The following is a 16,907-nucleotide window of genomic DNA, read 5'->3' on the forward strand; positions in this document are numbered from 1 at the left end:
CACCAACTTCCATCTGCCGGAATCGACCTTGCTGATGCTGGTGTCTTCCTTCTCCGGCTACGACACCGTGATGAAGGCCTACCGCGAGGCGGTAAAGGAACGCTACGCCTTCTTCAGCTACGGCGACGCCATGCTGCTGACGCCGGCACGCTGACCCTATTTGCCAGGCGGTGGCTGCTCGGCCGAGCGGTCCACCGTCGTCAGGCTCGAATCAACGCCCCCAAGGGGCACGGAGAGACCCATGCGCGAGCAATGCTTCATGCGCTTCGACAAGCTGGCCGAGGACGGCCGGGCCCGCCGAGGTCGCATCACCTTTCCCCGCGGCACCATCGAGACCCCGACCTTCATGCCGGTGGGCACCTACGGCACGGTCAAGGGCATGACCCCGGCCTCGGTGGAAGAGATCGGCGCCGAGATCATCCTCGGCAACACCTTTCACCTGTGGCTGCGCCCCGGTACCGAGGTCATCGAGGCCCACGGCGACCTGCACGACTTCGCCCAGTGGCACAAGCCGATCCTCACCGACTCCGGCGGCTTTCAGGTGTTCTCGCTGGGCGAGACGCGCAAGATCACCGAGCAGGGCGTGCACTTCCGCTCGCCGGTGGACGGCTCCAAGGTGTTCATGGGACCGGAAGAGTCGATGGCGGTGCAGCGCTCGCTGGGCTCCGACATCGTCATGATCTTCGACGAGTGCACCCCTTACCCCGCGACCCACGACGAGGCGCGCCGTTCGATGGAGATGTCGCTGCGCTGGGCCCAGCGCTCCCGCGATGCCCACGGCGACTCACCGTCGGCGCTGTTCGGCATTATCCAGGGCGGCATGTACCCGGATCTGCGTGAGGCTTCGCTCAAGGGCCTCGGCGACATCGGCTTCGACGGCTACGCCATCGGCGGGCTGTCGGTGGGCGAGCCCAAGGAAGAGATGATCAAGGTGCTCGACTACCTGCCCGAGTGGATGCCGGCGGACAAGCCGCGCTATCTGATGGGCGTCGGCAAGCCCGAGGATCTGGTCGAAGGGGTACGCCGCGGGGTCGACATGTTCGACTGTGTGATGCCCACCCGCAACGCCCGCAACGGCCACCTGTTCACCGCCGAGGGCACGGTCAAGATCCGCAACGCCAAGCATCGTCACGACACCCGCCCGCTGGAAGATGACTGCGACTGCTACACCTGTCAGAACTTCTCGCGGGGCTATCTGCACCACCTGGACCGCTGCGGCGAGATGCTCGGATCGATGCTCAACACGATCCATAATCTGCGTCACTATCAGCGTGTCATGGCCGGTTTGCGCGGTGCTATCGAAGCGGGTACATTGGCTGACTTCGTGGAAGGGTTCTATGCCAGGCGTGGCCTGCCGGTTCCCCCCGCCCCGAATTGATGACCCGGTCGGCAGCCGCCGGCCGTCTGACTCCCTTTTCCCCACGACTTCAGGAGACCGTCGTACATGTTGGACTTCTTCATCTCCCCGGCCCTGGCCCAGGATGCTGGCGCTGCCGCCGGTGGTGGTATCGCCCAGATCGTGATGCTGGTCGGCTTCGTGCTGATCTTCTACTTCCTGCTGTGGCGTCCCCAGGCCAAGCGCGCCAAGCAGCACAAGCAGTTGATCGCTGGCCTGTCCAAGGGTGACGAGATCGTCATCGGCGGTGGTCTGATGGGCCGCATCACCCGGGTCAGCGACGACAGCGAGTTCCTCGCCATGGAAATCAGCGAAGGCACCGAAGTCAGCGTGCAGAAGAACGCCGTGGCCGCCGTGCTGCCCAAGGGCACTATCAAGTCCATCTGATTGGTGTCATTCCCCTTCGGCCCTGTGCGCCGAAGGGGGCCCCATGCTGACGCGGGGGGAGCCGATCGGTCGGCTGTCGCGCGTTGGCGAGGCAGCCGCACCCTTCGCTTTGGAAAGTCCCCGGAGCACCTCTCGAGCGCCCCCGGCTTTCCCTTATTTGTCAGCAACCTGAGGGCAGAGCCCCGATGCTCAATCGTTACCCTTTATGGAAGTACCTGCTGATCCTGGTGGTACTTCTTGTCGGCCTGGTCTACTCCCTTCCCAATCTGTTTCCCGAAGACCCAGCGGTCCAGATCAGCAGTGATCGTGGCGAGCTGAGCCTCTCCGAATCCCGCCAGCAGAGCCTCGAACAGGCCCTGGCCGAGGCGGACATCGACGTCAAGACGGTGGAACAGGAGCCCAACAGCCTGCTGATCCGGCTGAACGACGCCGAGGACCAGATTCCCGCCCGTGACCTGATCGCCCAGCAGCTCGGCGATGACTATGTGGTCGCGCTGAACCTGGCAGAGTCCACCCCCGAGTGGCTGTCTTCGCTGGCGGCCTCGCCCATGACCCTTGGTCTGGACCTGCGTGGCGGCGTGCACTTCCTTTTGGAAGTGGACATGGAAGCGGCGGTCAATCAGCGTCTCGAGGTCAACGCCAGCGCCATGCGCGAGACCCTGCGTGAAGAGCGCATCCGCTACCGCAACACCGAGATCGACGGCCGCACCATCTCGCTGGACTTCATGAACGCCGAGGATCGCGACGCCGCCGAGACGCTGATTCGCCGCGAGTTCCCCGACTTCCAGTACCAGGATGTCGAGCGTGAACGCGGCGCCAGCCTGGCGATGACCCTGACCGACGCGTCCGTGGACGAGATCCAGGACTACGCGATCAACCAGAACCTGACCACCCTGCGCAACCGCGTCAACGAGCTCGGCGTGGCCGAACCGCTGGTACAGCGCCAGGGCCCGGATCGCATCGTGGTCGAGTTGCCCGGTGTGCAGGACACCGCCGCCGCCAAGCGTATCGTCGGCGCCACCGCCAACCTGGAGTTCCGCCTGGAGGCGCGCACCGACACCCCGTCCAACGAGACCGAGGCGCTGCCCTTCCGCAACGAGCCCGGACGCACCGCCGACCTGATGCGCGACGTCATCATCACCGGCGACAGCGTGTCCAGCGCCAGCCGCGGCTTCGACGAGAACGGTCGCCCCCAGGTCAACATCAACCTGGACGGCACCGGCGGCACCCTGATGAACCGCGCCACTCGCACCAACATCGGTCGCAACATGGCGGTGGTGTTCATCGAGCACAAGACCCGTGACCGTACGGTGATGGAGGACGGTGAGCAGGTAACCGTGCGTGATCCCTACACCGAACGCGGCATCATCAGCCTGGCCACCATCCAGAGCGCGCTGGGCAACAGCTTCCGCATCACCGGGCTGGAATCGCCCACCGAAGCCGGCGAGCTGGCACTGCTGCTGCGCTCCGGTTCACTGGCGGCACCGATCTACTTCGCCCAGGAACGCACCATCGGCCCAAGCCTCGGCGCCGACAATATCGAGCGCGGCATGCTCTCGGTCCAGATCGGTCTGCTGCTGGTCGTGCTGTTCATGTTGATCCGCTACAAGGTGTTCGGCGTCATCGCCAACATCGCCCTGGCGTTGAACCTGACCCTGCTGGTCGCCGCCATGTCGATGCTCGGCGCCACCCTGACGCTGCCTGGTATCGCCGGTATCGTATTGACGCTGGGCATGGCGGTGGACGCCAACGTGCTGATCTTCGAGCGTATTCGTGAGGAGCTGCGCACAGGACTGTCGGTGCAGCAGGCGATCCACGCCGGCTACGAGCGCGCCTTCAGCTCCATCGTCGACGCCAACATCACCACCCTGCTGGTGGCATTGATCCTGTTCTCCATCGGTACCGGCCCGGTCAAGGGCTTCGCCGTCACCCTGTCGCTGGGCATCCTGACCTCGATGTTCACCGCCCTGCTGGTGACCCGTGCCATGGTCAATCTGATCTACGGCGGCAAGCCGGTGAAGAAGCTATGGATCTAAGCCCATGTCCACTTGCACACAACGGGGAGAGGGTATGAAACGCCTCACCAACCTGAATCTCGACTTCATGGGCCAGCGCAAGATCGCCTTTGCCATATCGGCGATCCTGATCCTGGTCTCACTGGTGTCGCTGGTGGTGCAGGGCCTGGCCCTGGGCCTCGACTTCACCGGCGGCACCCTGGTCGAAGTCCGCTACGCCACCGCCCCGGCGCTGGACAGCGTGCGCGGCGCCCTCGAGGGAGCCGGCTTCAATGACATCTCGGTACAGACCTTCGGCGCCGCCAATGAGGTGCTGATTCGTCTGCAGCAGACCTTCGAGGCCAACGTCGGCGACCAGGTCGTGGGCCTGCTGGCCCAGGGCGGCGCCCAGGTGGACCTGGTGCGTGCCGAATTCGTCGGTGCCCAGGTCGGCGGTCAACTGCGTGACCAGAGCGGTCTCGGCATGCTGGTCGCCCTCGGCGTGGTCATGCTCTACGTGGCCTTCCGCTTCCAGTACAAGTTCGCCATCGGCGCACTGCTGGCACTGGTCCACGACGTGATCATCGTGGTCGGCGCCTTCTCGCTGTTCCAGATGGAGTTCGACCTGACGGTGCTGGCCGCCGTGCTGGCGGTGATCGGCTACTCGCTCAACGACACCATCGTGGTCTATGACCGTATCCGCGAGAATATCCGCAAGTCGCGTATCGACGACATGCCGGCGATCTTCAACGAGGCGATCAACCAGACCCTGTCCCGCACCCTGGCGACCTCCGGCACCACCCTGCTGGTACTGCTGGCGCTGGCCTGGCTCGGTGGCGACATGATCCACAATTTCTCGGTGGCCCTGCTGATCGGTATCGGCGTGGGTACCTTCTCGTCGATCTACGTGGCGGCGGCCCTGCTGATAAAGCTCAAGCTCCAGCGCCGCGACCTGATCCCGGAGAAGAAGGAAGACGCCGAGGAAGAGCAGCTGCCCTGATATCACCGCAACTGCCCCTCGAGGCCCCGTCGTGGATCATCCACGGCGGGGCCTCTTCCTTTCCGAGGTCGCCGCCCGATCACGGCGAGCCGGCAACGCTGTCGGCGGCCTCTCAGTTCACTTCGAAAACCATGCCGCAACGCGAGATAGGTCGTTTCCTTCCAGAAAATGCCCGCAGTCACTTGCCCTGGCCAGCGCCCCCTTTCATGCTTGTCATCCACCCCATTAAAACGTGACGAGGCCGCATGTTCCTGCTGATCGCCTTTGCCGTACTGTCCATCGGCGCCTCCTTCCTGTGTTCGGTACTGGAAGCGGCCATCCTGTCGCTGACACCGAGCTATATCGCCCAGGTCCAGGAGACCAACGAGCCGCTGCACAAGAAGCTGAACGCCCTCAAACGGGATATTGATCGCCCGCTGGCGGCTATCCTGACGCTCAACACCATCGCCCACACCGTTGGCGCCACCGGCGTCGGCGCCCAGGTCGCGGTGGTCTTCGGCGAGGCCTGGCTGGGCGTCGCCTCGGCGGTGATGACGCTGGCCATCCTGATCCTCTCGGAGATCATCCCCAAGACCATCGGCGCCACCTACTGGCGCCAGCTGTCGCCTTGGCTACCGCCCATCCTCAATACCCTGATCCTGATTCTCAAGCCGTTCATCTGGATGTCCGAGCAGATCACCCAGCGTATAGGCGGCAATGCCGCAGACACCGATATGCGCGGCGAAATCAAGGCGCTGGCGCGCATCGGCCTGGACGAGGATGCGCTGGATCGTGACGAGACCCGCGCCATCACTAACATCCTCAACCTGCACGAGATCAAGATCGGCAAGGTGATGACGCCAAGAACCGTGTGCGTCACGGTGCGCCCATCGATGACCGTGGCCCAGTTCGAGCAGGAACTGGTGCGCTCGCCGTTCACCCGCTTTCCGGTGATGGACGGCGGCGAACAGGCCATCGGCTATGTGCACAAGGCCGACGCCTACCAGGCGGATGAATCCGTCGACATGAAGGAGATCATGCAGGACGCCCCCTCGGTACAGGCCGACGACAGCGTCGAGCACGTCTTCACCATGATGCTCAGGGATCGTCAGCATCTGGCGGTGGTGTATGACGACCACGGCACATGGGTGGGCCTGATCACCATGGAGGACGTGATCGAGACGGTGCTCGGCCAGGATATCGTCGACGAGACCGACAACGTCACCAATATGCGCAAGTACGCCAAGCAGCGCTGGACCCAGCGTCGACAAGGCAGGTCAGCCAAGACAGACTCCGGCGACCCGGCCAGCCAGGGTTCCTGAACCCAGCGCCAGGGAGCGTTCGCCAGTACGCAACGCAACGTAGCACGGCGACGCTCCCCCTTTGGCCGAACATTTGCGATAACATCTCCATTGAAAATGATTATCAATGGAGAAAGCATGTACAAGTCTCTCGCCATCGCCGCCCTGCTCAGCGTCACTGCCCAGGCCTGGGCGCAACCGGTGCCGGAAAGGGTCGCCGCCCTCGACTACGCGGCCCTGGACATCCTCGACAACCTGGCGCAGCGCGAGCGTATCGCCGGTGTCGCCCAGGCAACGCTTCCCGACTATCTGTCCGACTATGCCGACGACGCCTTCACCGACGTGGGCACCCTCAAGGTCGCCGACATGGAAGCCCTTGAGTCGCTGTCACCCGATGCCATCCTGATCAGCGGGCGCCTGGAAGCCGAACGCGAAAATCTGGAAGCTCTTGCCCCGGTCTACGCCGTGGCGACCGAGGGCGAGGACGCCTGGGACCAGCTTGAACATCGGGTCGACGATCTGGCTGCGCTGTTCGATGCACAGCAAGCGGGTGAGCAGGCGCTTGCGGACCTGCGCCAGGCGCTCGATCAGCAATTGGCCGAGATCAGCGGGACGCCGAAGGTACTGGTGGTCGTCCACAATGACGGAAAGCTTATCGTCCAGCACAACGCCGTCGTGCATGACCTGATGGGACTGGCCTCGCCCGAACTTCCCGAGAACGTCGAGAGCGTGACGCGTGGTGAGCGTACCTTCACGCCGCTGACGCCGGCGCAGATCGCCGCCACCCAGCCCGACCTGGTGTGGGTGGTGGACCGCAGCGCCGCCATCGGCCAGACGCCTCTCGATGTCGAGGCGCTGACGCAGGCCGTCGGTGACGATCTGGCAATCGCCGTCGGCTCGCCGCGACTCTGGTATCTGGCCGGCCAGGGCCTGGACAGCACCCGCCTCCAGGTCGAAGAGGTGGTGGCCGCGCTGGCGCCCTGACCACGGTCGCACCGAACTCACTGCACCAACAACGAATGACGCCCCCGCGGCCAGGCCGCGGGGGCGTCGTCGTTGGCGGGGCCAAAGCCGCACCGGCTCTCCACAGCGGCCATCCGACGCCCCCGTTCAACCACCATGAATCGCCCCCTCCAGCGGCCGAATAGCCGCTACCTCCTGGGAGGTATGGCGCACCAGGGCATGCCATCTAGCCTTAAATGGCATACCAGACAACCCACCAGGCATGCCGAAGGCGACGTACACCATGACCTCTCATCTGCTTCAGGACATCGCCCCCCAGACTCCGCTGTCGGATCCGCTCTCCCCGGCCGCAGCACAGAGCGCCGTGATCGAGCTTGAAGGGACTCGCCTGGTCGCCGTTACCACCCTACCGGAGCGTGCCAGAGGCGCCATCGGCAAGCGGGAAACCGCGATCTTTCGCCAGGCCATCGCCACGGCCAGCGAACATCGCCTGCCGCTGATGATGCTGATCGACTCCGCCGGTGCCAAGGTCGACGAAGGCGTGGCGGTACAGGGCGACTTGCGTGCCCTGATAGGAGACCTGCTGGTCGGACGCCAGCGCATCCCCGGGGTCCTGGCGGTGCTGGGGCACAATACCTTCGGCGGTGCCAGCCTGGTGGCCATGTGCGCCGACCAGCGTCTCTACACGCCAGCCAACCGTCTGGCGATGAGCGGGCCTCGCCTGCTGTATGCCCGCAATCTCCACCAGCACCGAGTGGACGCCGTCATCTCGGCGGCGTCCCGACTCAGGCGCGATCCCGCCGGCCATGCCACGAGCGGAACACTGACAGCGCTGCGCAACGACATCGCCAGGTGGCTCGCCTCGTCACGTCGAATCGACCTCAATGTCGGTTCCGCTACTGAATCCGTCGCCACCTTGCCGTCAGCTCGGGTAAGCCGGTCGCAGCAGGAGCAGCACGCTTGGATCACCTGCCACGGAAGCGCCCCGCCGGATCACCGGGATCTTGCAGACCTTGCTCAGGCAATCCAGCGCCTCCCCGCTGGGCTTTCGCTGATACTGCGCTGCCAGTGGAGCTGCCACAGCCTGAGGGCCATCGATGAAGCCAGGCTACAGAGCCTGGCGCTGGTGCGTCTGGCCAGCACCATCGAGCACCGAGTGCGCTCGGGTGCCGCCGTTGAGCTGGTGATCGATGGTGAACTCTCGGGTGGCATCTATCTCGCCCTCGCCGCCTGCGCAAGCCAGGTGAGACTCACCGCCAGAGGACGCGTTCGCAGCCTGCCCTCACGGGTGGCCGCGCTGATCACGCCTAGAGGCGATCATCCACAAGCCAGCGCCGAACACCTCCACGCGCTTGGCATCATCGACACCCTGGAGGCCTGGGATGAACACTGAGGCCAGCTGCCGCAACGTCTTTCGGATGTTTCAGGATGTCGCCGAGCGGGTGGGGCATGGACCCCTGCTGACCACAGCGCCATTCAACAGGGCCACCAGCGGGGCTTCCAACAGAGCCACCAGCGAGCCTTCCACCACCCTGTCCTACGCCGACGCCATGGCCCAGAGTGCCCGCCTGGCCTGCGCCCTGACAGCGCTCGGTGTCAGGCCGGGGGATCGCGTCGCCGCCCAGGTCGACAAATCTCCGCAAGCCTTGCTGCTGTACCTGGCGGTGCTGCGTCAGGGCGCCCTCTATCTGCCACTCAATACCGCCTATACCGCCACCGAGATCGCCTATTTTCTCGGCGACGCCGCGCCGGTGCTCTATGTCGCCTCCTCCGCGTGCATGGCCACGAGCGAAGAAGTCTTGAACCGCCACCCCGGTATCCAGCGGCTCACCCTGGAGGCGGACGGCTCGGGCAGTTTGATGACACTCGCGTCGGAGCAGGCCGAGCGCCACCGAGTCCAGCCTCGTCGAGGCGACGACGTCGCCCTGATTCTCTACACCTCCGGCACCACCGGCAGCCCCAAGGGGGCGATGCTCACCCACGCCAACCTGGCCAGCAATGCCAGGGCGCTGACCCGACTCTGGGAGTTCGGCACAAGCGACGTGCTGATCCACGCCCTGCCGCTGTTTCATGCCCACGGCCTGGTCATCGCCACCCACTGCGTGCTGCTGTCCGGCAGTCGCATGCACCTGCTGCCGCGCTTCGATGCCGATACCGTGGTTCACCTGCTGCCCGAAGCCACGGTGATGATGGGCGTCCCTACCTACTACAGCCGGCTGCTGGAGCACCCTGATCTCAGCGCCGCGGCCACCTCGGGGATGCGTCTTTTCGTCTCGGGCTCCGCGCCCCTGAGCGAGGCCACCGCCCGGCGCTTTCACGCTTTGACCGGGCACACCATCCTGGAGCGCTACGGCATGACCGAGGCCACTATCATCAGCTCCAACCCGGTGGTTGGCGAACGGCGCCTCGGCTCGGTGGGCCTCCCCATCGAGGGCGTCAGCCTCAGGATCACCGATGACCACGACACCCCGCTTGCCAGCGGCAACGTCGGACACCTCCAGATCAAAGGCCCTGCCGTGATGAAGGGCTACTGGCGGCAGCCACAGAAGACTCGCCAGGAGTTCACCCGTGACGGCTGGTTTCGCACCGGCGACAACGGCCGTATCGATGAGGATGGCTACCTGACCATCGTCGGTCGCAGCAAGGATGTGATCATCAGCGGGGGCTACAACGTCTACCCGGGCGAGGTCGAAGCGCTGCTCGACGCCATGGAGGAGGTCAGTGAATCCGCGGTGATCGGGCTGCCCCACGCCGACTTCGGCGAAGCGGTGACCGCCGTGGTGGTGGCGGCCGCTGGCGCCACCCCGGACGAAGATGCCATTCGCCGCCGTCTGCGCGATGTACTGGCCGCCTACAAGGTTCCCAAGCGGGTACTGGTGGCCGACGACCTGCCACGCAACACCATGGGCAAGGTGATCAAGGCCGAGCTCAGGGACAACCATCGAACCCTCTACCTTGGCCGCTCGGCCGAAGGTGTCTCATGAATCCCTTCCTCCGGCTGTGCCGCACCCTGGGCGATGCCGGCTTTTTTGCCGCCCTGCTGATCATGGTGTTCCTGGTCGCTTCGATCATCTGGGAGGTCATCAGTCGATACCTGCTGGGGGCCCCCACCGTCTGGGTCACCGAGGTCTCGGGCTATCTGGTCTCCGGCATCCTGTTCATGGCCATCGCCCGGGTCTATCGGGAAGGCGGTCATGCCCGCATGTCGCTGCTGGAGGGACGGCTGTCGATCGCCGCCCAGAACCGTCTGGGGCTGGTCGTCGACGGCTGCACCCTGGTGTTCGCGGCCTTCGCCTTCTGGGCCACCCTGGAACTCGCTCTCCTGTCCTATCAGCTCAACTGGCGGTCCTCGACCACCCTGGCGGTACCGCTGTATCTGCCCCAGTCGCTGATGCCGGCGGGCTCCGCGATCTTTGTGCTGGAACTGATCGCTCAGATCCACCAGAAGCTGGCGCACTTCAAGGCGCCCGCCACCGACGAGGACGGACCCACGCCATGATGATTCTCAGCGTCGCCCTGAGTCTGGCCATCCTGTTGATCCTCGGCGTCCCCGTGGCCTTCGCCCTGGGGCTCGCGGCCCTGGTGGGCATCATCTACCAGGGTGGCCTGGCCGCCAGCCTGGCCATGTCCGACATCATCTGGGGCACTACCTCGGAGTTCGTGCTGGTGGCCATACCGCTGTTCGTGCTGATGAGCGAGATCGTCAACGTTTCCGGGGTGGGCCGCGACCTGTTTGAAAGCGTCGACAAGTGGCTGGGACGCCTGCCCGGCGGCATCGCCATCAGTGCCATCGTCGCCGGCGCGATCTTCGGTGCGGTCAGCGGCACCGCCGTCGGCGTCGCGGCAGTCATCGGTAGCGTCGCCATCCCGGAGATGCTCAAGCGCCACTACAGTCCCGAAATGGCCACCGGCACCGTCGCCGCCAGTTCGGGGCTCGGCATGATCATTCCTCCGAGCCTGCCGCTGATCATGTATGGCGTGGTCACCGAAACCTCGATCGCCGAGCTGTTTTCCCACGCCATTGTGCCGGGGCTGGTGATCACCGCGCTGTTCGCCTCTTACGTCTGCGTCGTCCAGGGCCTGTCAGGCAAACGGGCGCCAACGATCGGTTTTGCCGCCGACCTCGGCTGGATCAGGTCACTGCTCCAGGCCGGCCCGGTCATCGCCCTGATCGTGGTGGTCATCGGCAGCATCTATCACGGCATCGCCACCCCCACCGAAGCGGCCGCCATTGGCGTCGGCGGCGCACTGATCATTGCCCTCGGGCGCAGGGGCCTGACGCGAAAGAGCCTGACCACAGCGCTGATCAAGGCCACCCGCACCAGTTGCATGCTGCTCGCTATCCTGGCCTCGGCGATGCTGTTCAGCTATGCGCTGAGCAACGCCCAGCTACCCCAGCAGCTTGCCAGAGTGGTGGTGGAGGCCGAACTCGGCGCCTGGACCTTCTTCCTGCTGGTCATGCTGATGCTGTTCGTTCTCGGCACCCTGCTCGATGCCATCTCGTTGGTCATCATCGCCGTGCCCATCGTCTTTCCTGCGATCCTCGCCTACGGCTTCGACCCCGTCTGGTTTGGCGTGGTGGTGATGGTCAACATGTGCTTCGCGGTGATCACACCCCCCATCGGCCTGTGCCTCTACGTGGTCAGGGACTGTGTCGAGGGCATCCGAATCAGTCAGGTGGTGCGCGGCGCCCTGCCGTTCATCGCCCTCTACGTCGTATCCATCGTCATCCTGTGCGTCTTTCCCGAACTGGTCACCGGTCGCTGACCCAGTGATGTCCCGCCCCTTGCGACCGAGCTTACGTCCGAGCTCCGCCGGACCTTCCCAAGAGGACAACAAGATGAAACCCTCCCTCTGCTGTCGTCGCTTCATCTCATCCCTGCCCCCCGCGCCGTCCCCCACCCTGGCCATCGCCCTGACGACGGCCCTGGTGGCGGGGTTGCTCACCACGACCACGACCCAGGCGGCGGAAACCCTGCGTCTGGGCCACTACTTTCCCGCCGAGGACTTCCGCGGGCGTACCACCCAGTACCTGGCCGACCAGCTCGACCCGACACTGCTCGAAATCGACGTCTTCCCCTCGGAATCCCTGGTCAAGGGACGCGACGGTCTGATGGGCACGGCACGCGGCACCGTAGATCTGTACAGCCTGTTCGGCGGCTACGTGGTGGGGACCGTGGGCATGATGAAGATCTTCACCGTGCCGTTTCCGCCCGACTCCCTGGATGACGCCGACGTGCTGGCCTTCGCCAACGACCCGCGCGTGCTCGAACCGCTGGGCGAAGCCTTTGCCGCCTCCCAGGTCAAGCTGCTGGGGTTCATCAACTCCTCCGGGCAGACCACGCTGTTCCTGGCCGAGTCGATCGACGGGCTGGATCAACTCGAAGGTCGCAAGATCCGTGGCGTGGGCGGCTACACCGACCCGGCGCTCGAAGACCTTGGCGCCACCGTGGTGTTCATGAGTGCCGCCGAGCAGTTTCTGCAGCTTCAGACCGGCGGCGTCGATGGCGTGATTACCACCGATTCCTCCTACGTCAATCTCGGACTCTCCGAGGTCGCCCCGGTGGTGCTTGCGAGCTCGATGGTGCGCACGCCCTATCCGCTCATCATGAACCTGCGCAAGTACAATGGACTGAGCCAGGACGCTCGCGACGAACTCCATCGGGCGGTCGAGGCCACCATCGAGTGGTCGAGCGCCAACTTCACCGAGGAGTCCGAACGTCTTCGCCAGGCGGTCGATGAACAGGCCGAGACGGTGTACACCTTCAGCGAGGAGGATCTGGCGCTTGCCGACAGCCTTCGCGACAAGTACCTGTCGGCGTATATCGAGGAGTTCGGCGAGTCCGCCGGTGCACTGGTGGAGGTCTACCGCAGCTATCTCCAGTAATCTCGACCGCGGCATCCGGCAAGACGACGTCCGGGTGCCGCCCTCCGTCCACGTGTCTACTGCAGGGACCGCTCGATGGCATCGCCCACCAGGACCACCGAACACATTCGCCAGCAGCTGGAGGATCGCATCCTGCGGGGCAGCTATCCGCCCGGACACCGGCTGAACGAGCGCGACCTGGCCGCCGAGTTCGCGGTCTCTCGTACTCCCGTCCGCGAGGTCATTCGGATGCTCACCTCCGAGGGCCTGGTCGAACACCGGGCCAACCAGGGCGCCTTCGTCCGGCGCAATTCGCTCAAGGATATTCTCGACATGTTCGAGATGCTGGCGCTGCTGGAGTCCTCCGCCGCCAGGCTCGCCGCGCGTCAGAGCACCGCCGATGACATTCCCCCATTGCTGCAGGCGGCCCAGGAAACCATCGACACCGCGGCAATCACCGCCGAACGTTACACCAGCGCCAACAGGGCCTTCCACGAAGCGATCTATCGCCTGGCCGCCAACGAGACCCTGGCTGGCCAGATCACCGATATCCGACGCAAGATCGAGCCCTATCGCGGGCACATCCACCGCATCGCCGGCATGCGCAGCATGTCGGCCGAGGAGCATCTCGAAATCGTCTCGGCCATCGCCGACAAGCGTGAGGGAGCGGCGGCGGATGTGATGTTTCACCACCTGGACATGCAGCGAGCGGAGTTTTCCGGCTTCGTGTTCTCGCTGACCAAGGCGCTGGCCTAGCCCGCGCCATGGCGGCGACCAACGGCCGGCACCACAGACGACAACGCCCCCGCGGCCAGGCCGCGGGGGCGTTGCTGTGACGGCGTCACGATCACCGCTCGCTCGCGCGAGCGGTGCCGAATCAGTCCTCTTCGGGCTGACTGGGCGCCGTGTGCACGTGGGGCGCAAGCTGCTTGATCAGCGCCTTGAACAGGCGCGGGTTGGCGGCCATCAGGGCGCCTTCGATACGCACCGAGGGCTGGCCATCCGGTGTGCCGATCAGGGCACCGGACTCCTTGAGCAGCAGCGAACCGATGTCTAGGTCCTGCTCCTCGACTCCCAGCACGAAGGCGGCGTCGGCACGACCGGCGGCCAGACGGGCCATGTCGAGCAGGCCACAGGCGCTGGCTTGAAGCTGTTCGGCCTGGGGGCCGAGCTGCTGCACCAGGGTCAGGTAGGTCGGCAGAAAACGCGAGCGCAGGTAGGTATCGGGAAGCCCCAGCGACAGGCGGGCGCCAGCGGCGCTCTTGATCTTGGACACACGCAGACGCTTGCCATTGAGCTGGGCGCCACGGCCACGGCTGGCAAGGTATTCGTCATCGCTGAAGGGGCAGATCACCACCGCGTGCTCCGGACGGCCCTTGATCAGACATACCACGGACAGGGCGAACTCAGGGGACGCCACACTCAGGTTCGAGTAACCGTGGAAGGGTTCGATGCGCCACAGGATATCCGCGCCTTCGCCTTCACCGGCACGGTGGGGCGTGTAGCGACCGACGACCCCGTGCTGGGGATAACCGCGGGTCAGCTGGCGGGTAATCAGGGATTCGGCGTTGCGAGCGGTGTCCTCGAGCAGACGGTCGAGGTTGTGCTCGTCGTGGGCATTCTCGATTCGTTCGCGAATGCGCAGAAACTGTTCGCCGGCGCTGCGGGCAGCGCGCAGGGCGTACTGGACCATCGGATGCATGATCGGGCCTTGGGAGTCGGTGGTGTTAAAGAACGGAGTCGACGTGGGTAACTGACTCGGCGCGAATCCTAGCAGACCACGGGCATGAATGCCACGCACTTCGCCCCAGCGCGCATCTACCCATGCTAGACTGGCGCCCCTGGCGCTGCCGACCGGTCCGCCATCAGCGCCCTTGCATCGGTCATTGAATAGACCACTGCACCAACCACCGCATCAACCCGCCGCGTCGTTACAGGATCTTCCATGCTCGAGCGCATTCGCATCGTTCTCATCGGCACCAGCCACCCCGGCAATATCGGCGCCACCGCCCGCGCCATGCACAATATGGGACTCGCCGATCTGGCCCTGGTCGCACCACGCTGCGAGGTCATCACCGCCGACAGTGTGTCCCGCGCCTCCGGAGCGGACGCCCTGGTCCACGACGCTCGGGTGGTCGACAGCCTCGAGCAGGCGGTCACCGACTGCACCCTGGTGGTGGGAGCCAGCGCGCGCTCGCGCACCTTACCCTGGCCGATGATCACCCCGCGTGAGCTGGGCGAGCGTCTGCCCGCCGAACTGGCCACGCCCGAGGCCCGCATCGCGCTGGTGTTCGGCCGCGAAGACAGCGGCCTGTCCAACGCCGAACTGCAACGCTGCCACGCCCACGTCCACATCCCCACCAATCCCGACTTCAGCTCGCTGAACCTGGCCGCGGCGGTGCAGGTGCTGGCCTACGAATGCCGCCTTGCCTGGCTGGCCCAGCCCCAGACCCAGACCCAGAATAAGCCAGGCCCGGCACAGGACGATGAGGAAGAAGCGCAGCCACTGGCCAGCCACGAGGAGCTGGAGCACTATTTCGCTCATCTGGAACGCGCGCTGATCACCATCGGCTTCCACGACCCGGCGAAGCCTCGCCAATTGATGGCCAGGCTGCGCCGAGTGACCCTGCGCTCGCGCCCCGAACGCATGGAGCTCAACATCCTGCGTGGCATCCTCAGCGCCACCGAGAAGGCCGCAGGCGGCCAGGCGCTGGGCGCCCGCGAAAGCGAGCCGGAATTACAGCGAGAACATGACACGCACCAGGGCCAGAAGCCGGCCCAGGACTAGCCCAAACCAACAGCAGAACCAACAGCAGGATCAGCGCCAGGCCGGCGGCTCTGGAGCGACACGGCGTCCACCTTCGAGCCGCTGAGCTGCACCAGATCACTGACTCGACAGGTGGCAGGCTTGAATGGCCCACCACCAGCCCCCACTATGATTCTCTTGACCGACTCAGGGACCGCCGCATGTTTCAACGCCTACGCGAAGACATCAACAGCGTATTTGCCAGGGATCCGGCGGCGCGCAACTTTCTTGAAGTCCTGACCAACTATCCTGGCCTTCACGCATTGCTGCTGCACCGGATCTCCCACCAGCTGTGGAAGCGCAATCTCAAATGGATCGCGCGTACCCTGTCGACGCTGGGCCGCTGGTTCACCGGCATCGAGATCCACCCCGGCGCCACCATCGGCCGGCGCTTCTTCATCGACCACGGCATGGGCGTGGTGATCGGCGAGACCACCATCGTCGGCGACGATGTCACCCTCTACCAGGGCGTGACCCTGGGCGGCACCAGCTGGAACAGGGGCAAGCGTCACCCGACCCTGGAGGACGGCGTGATCGTCGGTGCCGGCGCCAAGATTCTCGGCCCCTTCACCGTCGGCGCTGGCGCCAAGGTCGGCTCCAACGCGGTGGTCACCAAGGAAGTCCCGGCCGGCGCCACCGTGGTCGGCATCCCCGGCAAGATCGTCCAGCGCCGCGACCCGGACAGCGACCCGGGCCTCGAGGTCGACCCGGCCCGTCGCGAGGCGATGTGTCAGAAATTCGGCTTCGACGCCTACGGCATGAGCCAGGACATGCCCGACCCGGTGGCCAAGTCGATGCAGGCCATGCTCGACCATATGCACGCGGTGGATGAACGCATCAGCGGCATGTGCAAGACCCTGAGGCAACTGGACCACAGCTACCGCGACGGTCAGATGCCGGAAATTCGCGACGAGGACTTCGCCGAGATACTGGAAGACGTCGACCGCGCCTGTGCGCCGGTGATCGGGCGTGACGCCAACGCCGATATCCTGGGCTCCGACACCTCCACCAGCGGCACCGAAAGCGCCAGCGGCAATGAAGACGTCGGGCCAGGCACCTCCGACCCAGACACCTCCGACCCAGGCACCACCGACAAGGACAGTGCCGGCGGCAGCGAGACGGCCAATGACGCCGAGCACGGGGCCGAGCGGGAAGACGAGGCGACGACGGCACGGCGCCAATAGTTGACCACGACACTCGGTCTTTCCCATAATA

Annotated in this window: 16 protein-coding genes; 15 read left to right on the top strand and 1 reads right to left on the bottom strand. The window is 65.2% G+C overall.

Annotated features, from left to right (window positions below; all coding sequences use genetic code 11):
- The 13 genes from NH448_RS19100 to NH448_RS19160 form a co-directional block, all read left to right on the top strand.
- Positions 1-154 (top strand): S-adenosylmethionine:tRNA ribosyltransferase-isomerase (locus NH448_RS19100; RefSeq protein ID WP_253029255.1); only part of this gene is annotated, 154 nt, incomplete at its 5' end.
- A gap of 87 nt (positions 155-241) precedes the next feature.
- Positions 242-1,378 carry a tRNA guanosine(34) transglycosylase Tgt gene (gene tgt / locus NH448_RS19105; protein WP_045992762.1) on the top strand — a complete coding sequence of 379 codons (1,137 nt, stop codon included), beginning with the start codon at positions 242-244 and terminating at the stop codon, positions 1,376-1,378.
- 66 nt (positions 1,379-1,444) lie between these two features.
- The gene (gene yajC, locus NH448_RS19110; protein ID WP_045992761.1) at positions 1,445-1,783 is read left to right on the top strand and encodes a preprotein translocase subunit YajC; all 339 of its coding nucleotides are present in this window, start codon (positions 1,445-1,447) and stop codon (positions 1,781-1,783) included.
- Between the two features lie 185 nt (positions 1,784-1,968).
- The gene (gene secD / locus NH448_RS19115) at positions 1,969-3,819 is read left to right on the top strand and encodes a protein translocase subunit SecD (RefSeq protein ID WP_045992760.1); all 1,851 of its coding nucleotides are present in this window, start codon (positions 1,969-1,971) and stop codon (positions 3,817-3,819) included.
- A 34-nt stretch (positions 3,820-3,853) separates the two neighbouring features.
- Positions 3,854-4,777 carry a protein translocase subunit SecF gene (secF, locus tag NH448_RS19120; RefSeq protein ID WP_045992759.1) on the top strand — a complete coding sequence of 308 codons (924 nt, stop codon included), beginning with the start codon at positions 3,854-3,856 and terminating at the stop codon, positions 4,775-4,777.
- Between the two features lie 245 nt (positions 4,778-5,022).
- Complete coding sequence (locus NH448_RS19125) at positions 5,023-6,078, top strand: CNNM domain-containing protein (RefSeq protein ID WP_045992758.1); 1,056 nt, start codon at positions 5,023-5,025, stop codon at positions 6,076-6,078.
- 117 nt (positions 6,079-6,195) lie between these two features.
- Entirely contained in the window at positions 6,196-7,041 is an 846-nt protein-coding gene (locus NH448_RS19130; RefSeq protein ID WP_052704345.1) for an ABC transporter substrate-binding protein, read from the top strand.
- Between the two features lie 262 nt (positions 7,042-7,303).
- Positions 7,304-8,413, top strand: coding sequence for a hypothetical protein (locus NH448_RS19135; protein WP_045992756.1), 1,110 nt, complete (start codon positions 7,304-7,306; stop codon positions 8,411-8,413).
- On the top strand, positions 8,403-10,004 hold the full coding sequence (locus NH448_RS19140) for an AMP-binding protein (RefSeq protein ID WP_204248947.1): 1,602 nt from the start codon (positions 8,403-8,405) through the stop codon (positions 10,002-10,004). The genes NH448_RS19135 and NH448_RS19140 overlap by 11 nt, the downstream gene beginning before the upstream one ends.
- Entirely contained in the window at positions 10,001-10,519 is a 519-nt protein-coding gene (locus NH448_RS19145; protein WP_045992755.1) for a TRAP transporter small permease, read from the top strand. The genes NH448_RS19140 and NH448_RS19145 overlap by 4 nt, the downstream gene beginning before the upstream one ends.
- Positions 10,516-11,787 carry a TRAP transporter large permease subunit gene (locus NH448_RS19150; protein ID WP_083970399.1) on the top strand — a complete coding sequence of 424 codons (1,272 nt, stop codon included), beginning with the start codon at positions 10,516-10,518 and terminating at the stop codon, positions 11,785-11,787. The genes NH448_RS19145 and NH448_RS19150 overlap by 4 nt, the downstream gene beginning before the upstream one ends.
- Positions 11,788-11,860: 73 nt before the next feature.
- Positions 11,861-12,907, top strand: coding sequence for a TRAP transporter substrate-binding protein DctP (dctP, locus tag NH448_RS19155; RefSeq protein WP_052704344.1), 1,047 nt, complete (start codon positions 11,861-11,863; stop codon positions 12,905-12,907).
- Between the two features lie 75 nt (positions 12,908-12,982).
- Positions 12,983-13,642, top strand: a complete 660-nt coding sequence (locus tag NH448_RS19160; protein ID WP_045992752.1) for a GntR family transcriptional regulator — start codon at positions 12,983-12,985, stop codon at positions 13,640-13,642.
- Positions 13,643-13,763: 121 nt separating this feature from the next.
- Here NH448_RS19160 and NH448_RS19165 read toward each other — a convergent pair whose 3' ends face one another.
- Complete coding sequence (locus tag NH448_RS19165) at positions 13,764-14,588, bottom strand: inositol monophosphatase family protein (protein WP_045992751.1); 825 nt, start codon at positions 14,586-14,588, stop codon at positions 13,764-13,766.
- Positions 14,589-14,831: 243 nt separating this feature from the next.
- On the opposite strand from NH448_RS19165, the gene trmJ reads away from it, so the two are divergent.
- Positions 14,832-15,674, top strand: coding sequence for a tRNA (cytosine(32)/uridine(32)-2'-O)-methyltransferase TrmJ (gene trmJ / locus NH448_RS19170; RefSeq protein ID WP_253029247.1), 843 nt, complete (start codon positions 14,832-14,834; stop codon positions 15,672-15,674).
- 179 nt (positions 15,675-15,853) lie between these two features.
- Complete coding sequence (gene cysE / locus NH448_RS19175) at positions 15,854-16,876, top strand: serine O-acetyltransferase (RefSeq protein ID WP_253029248.1); 1,023 nt, start codon at positions 15,854-15,856, stop codon at positions 16,874-16,876.
- Positions 16,877-16,907: the final 31 nt, after the last annotated feature.

Origin of the sequence: Halomonas sp. OfavH-34-E, from assembly GCF_024124525.1 — a bacterium.
In the GTDB taxonomy this organism is placed as follows: domain Bacteria; phylum Pseudomonadota; class Gammaproteobacteria; order Pseudomonadales; family Halomonadaceae; genus Halomonas; species Halomonas litopenaei.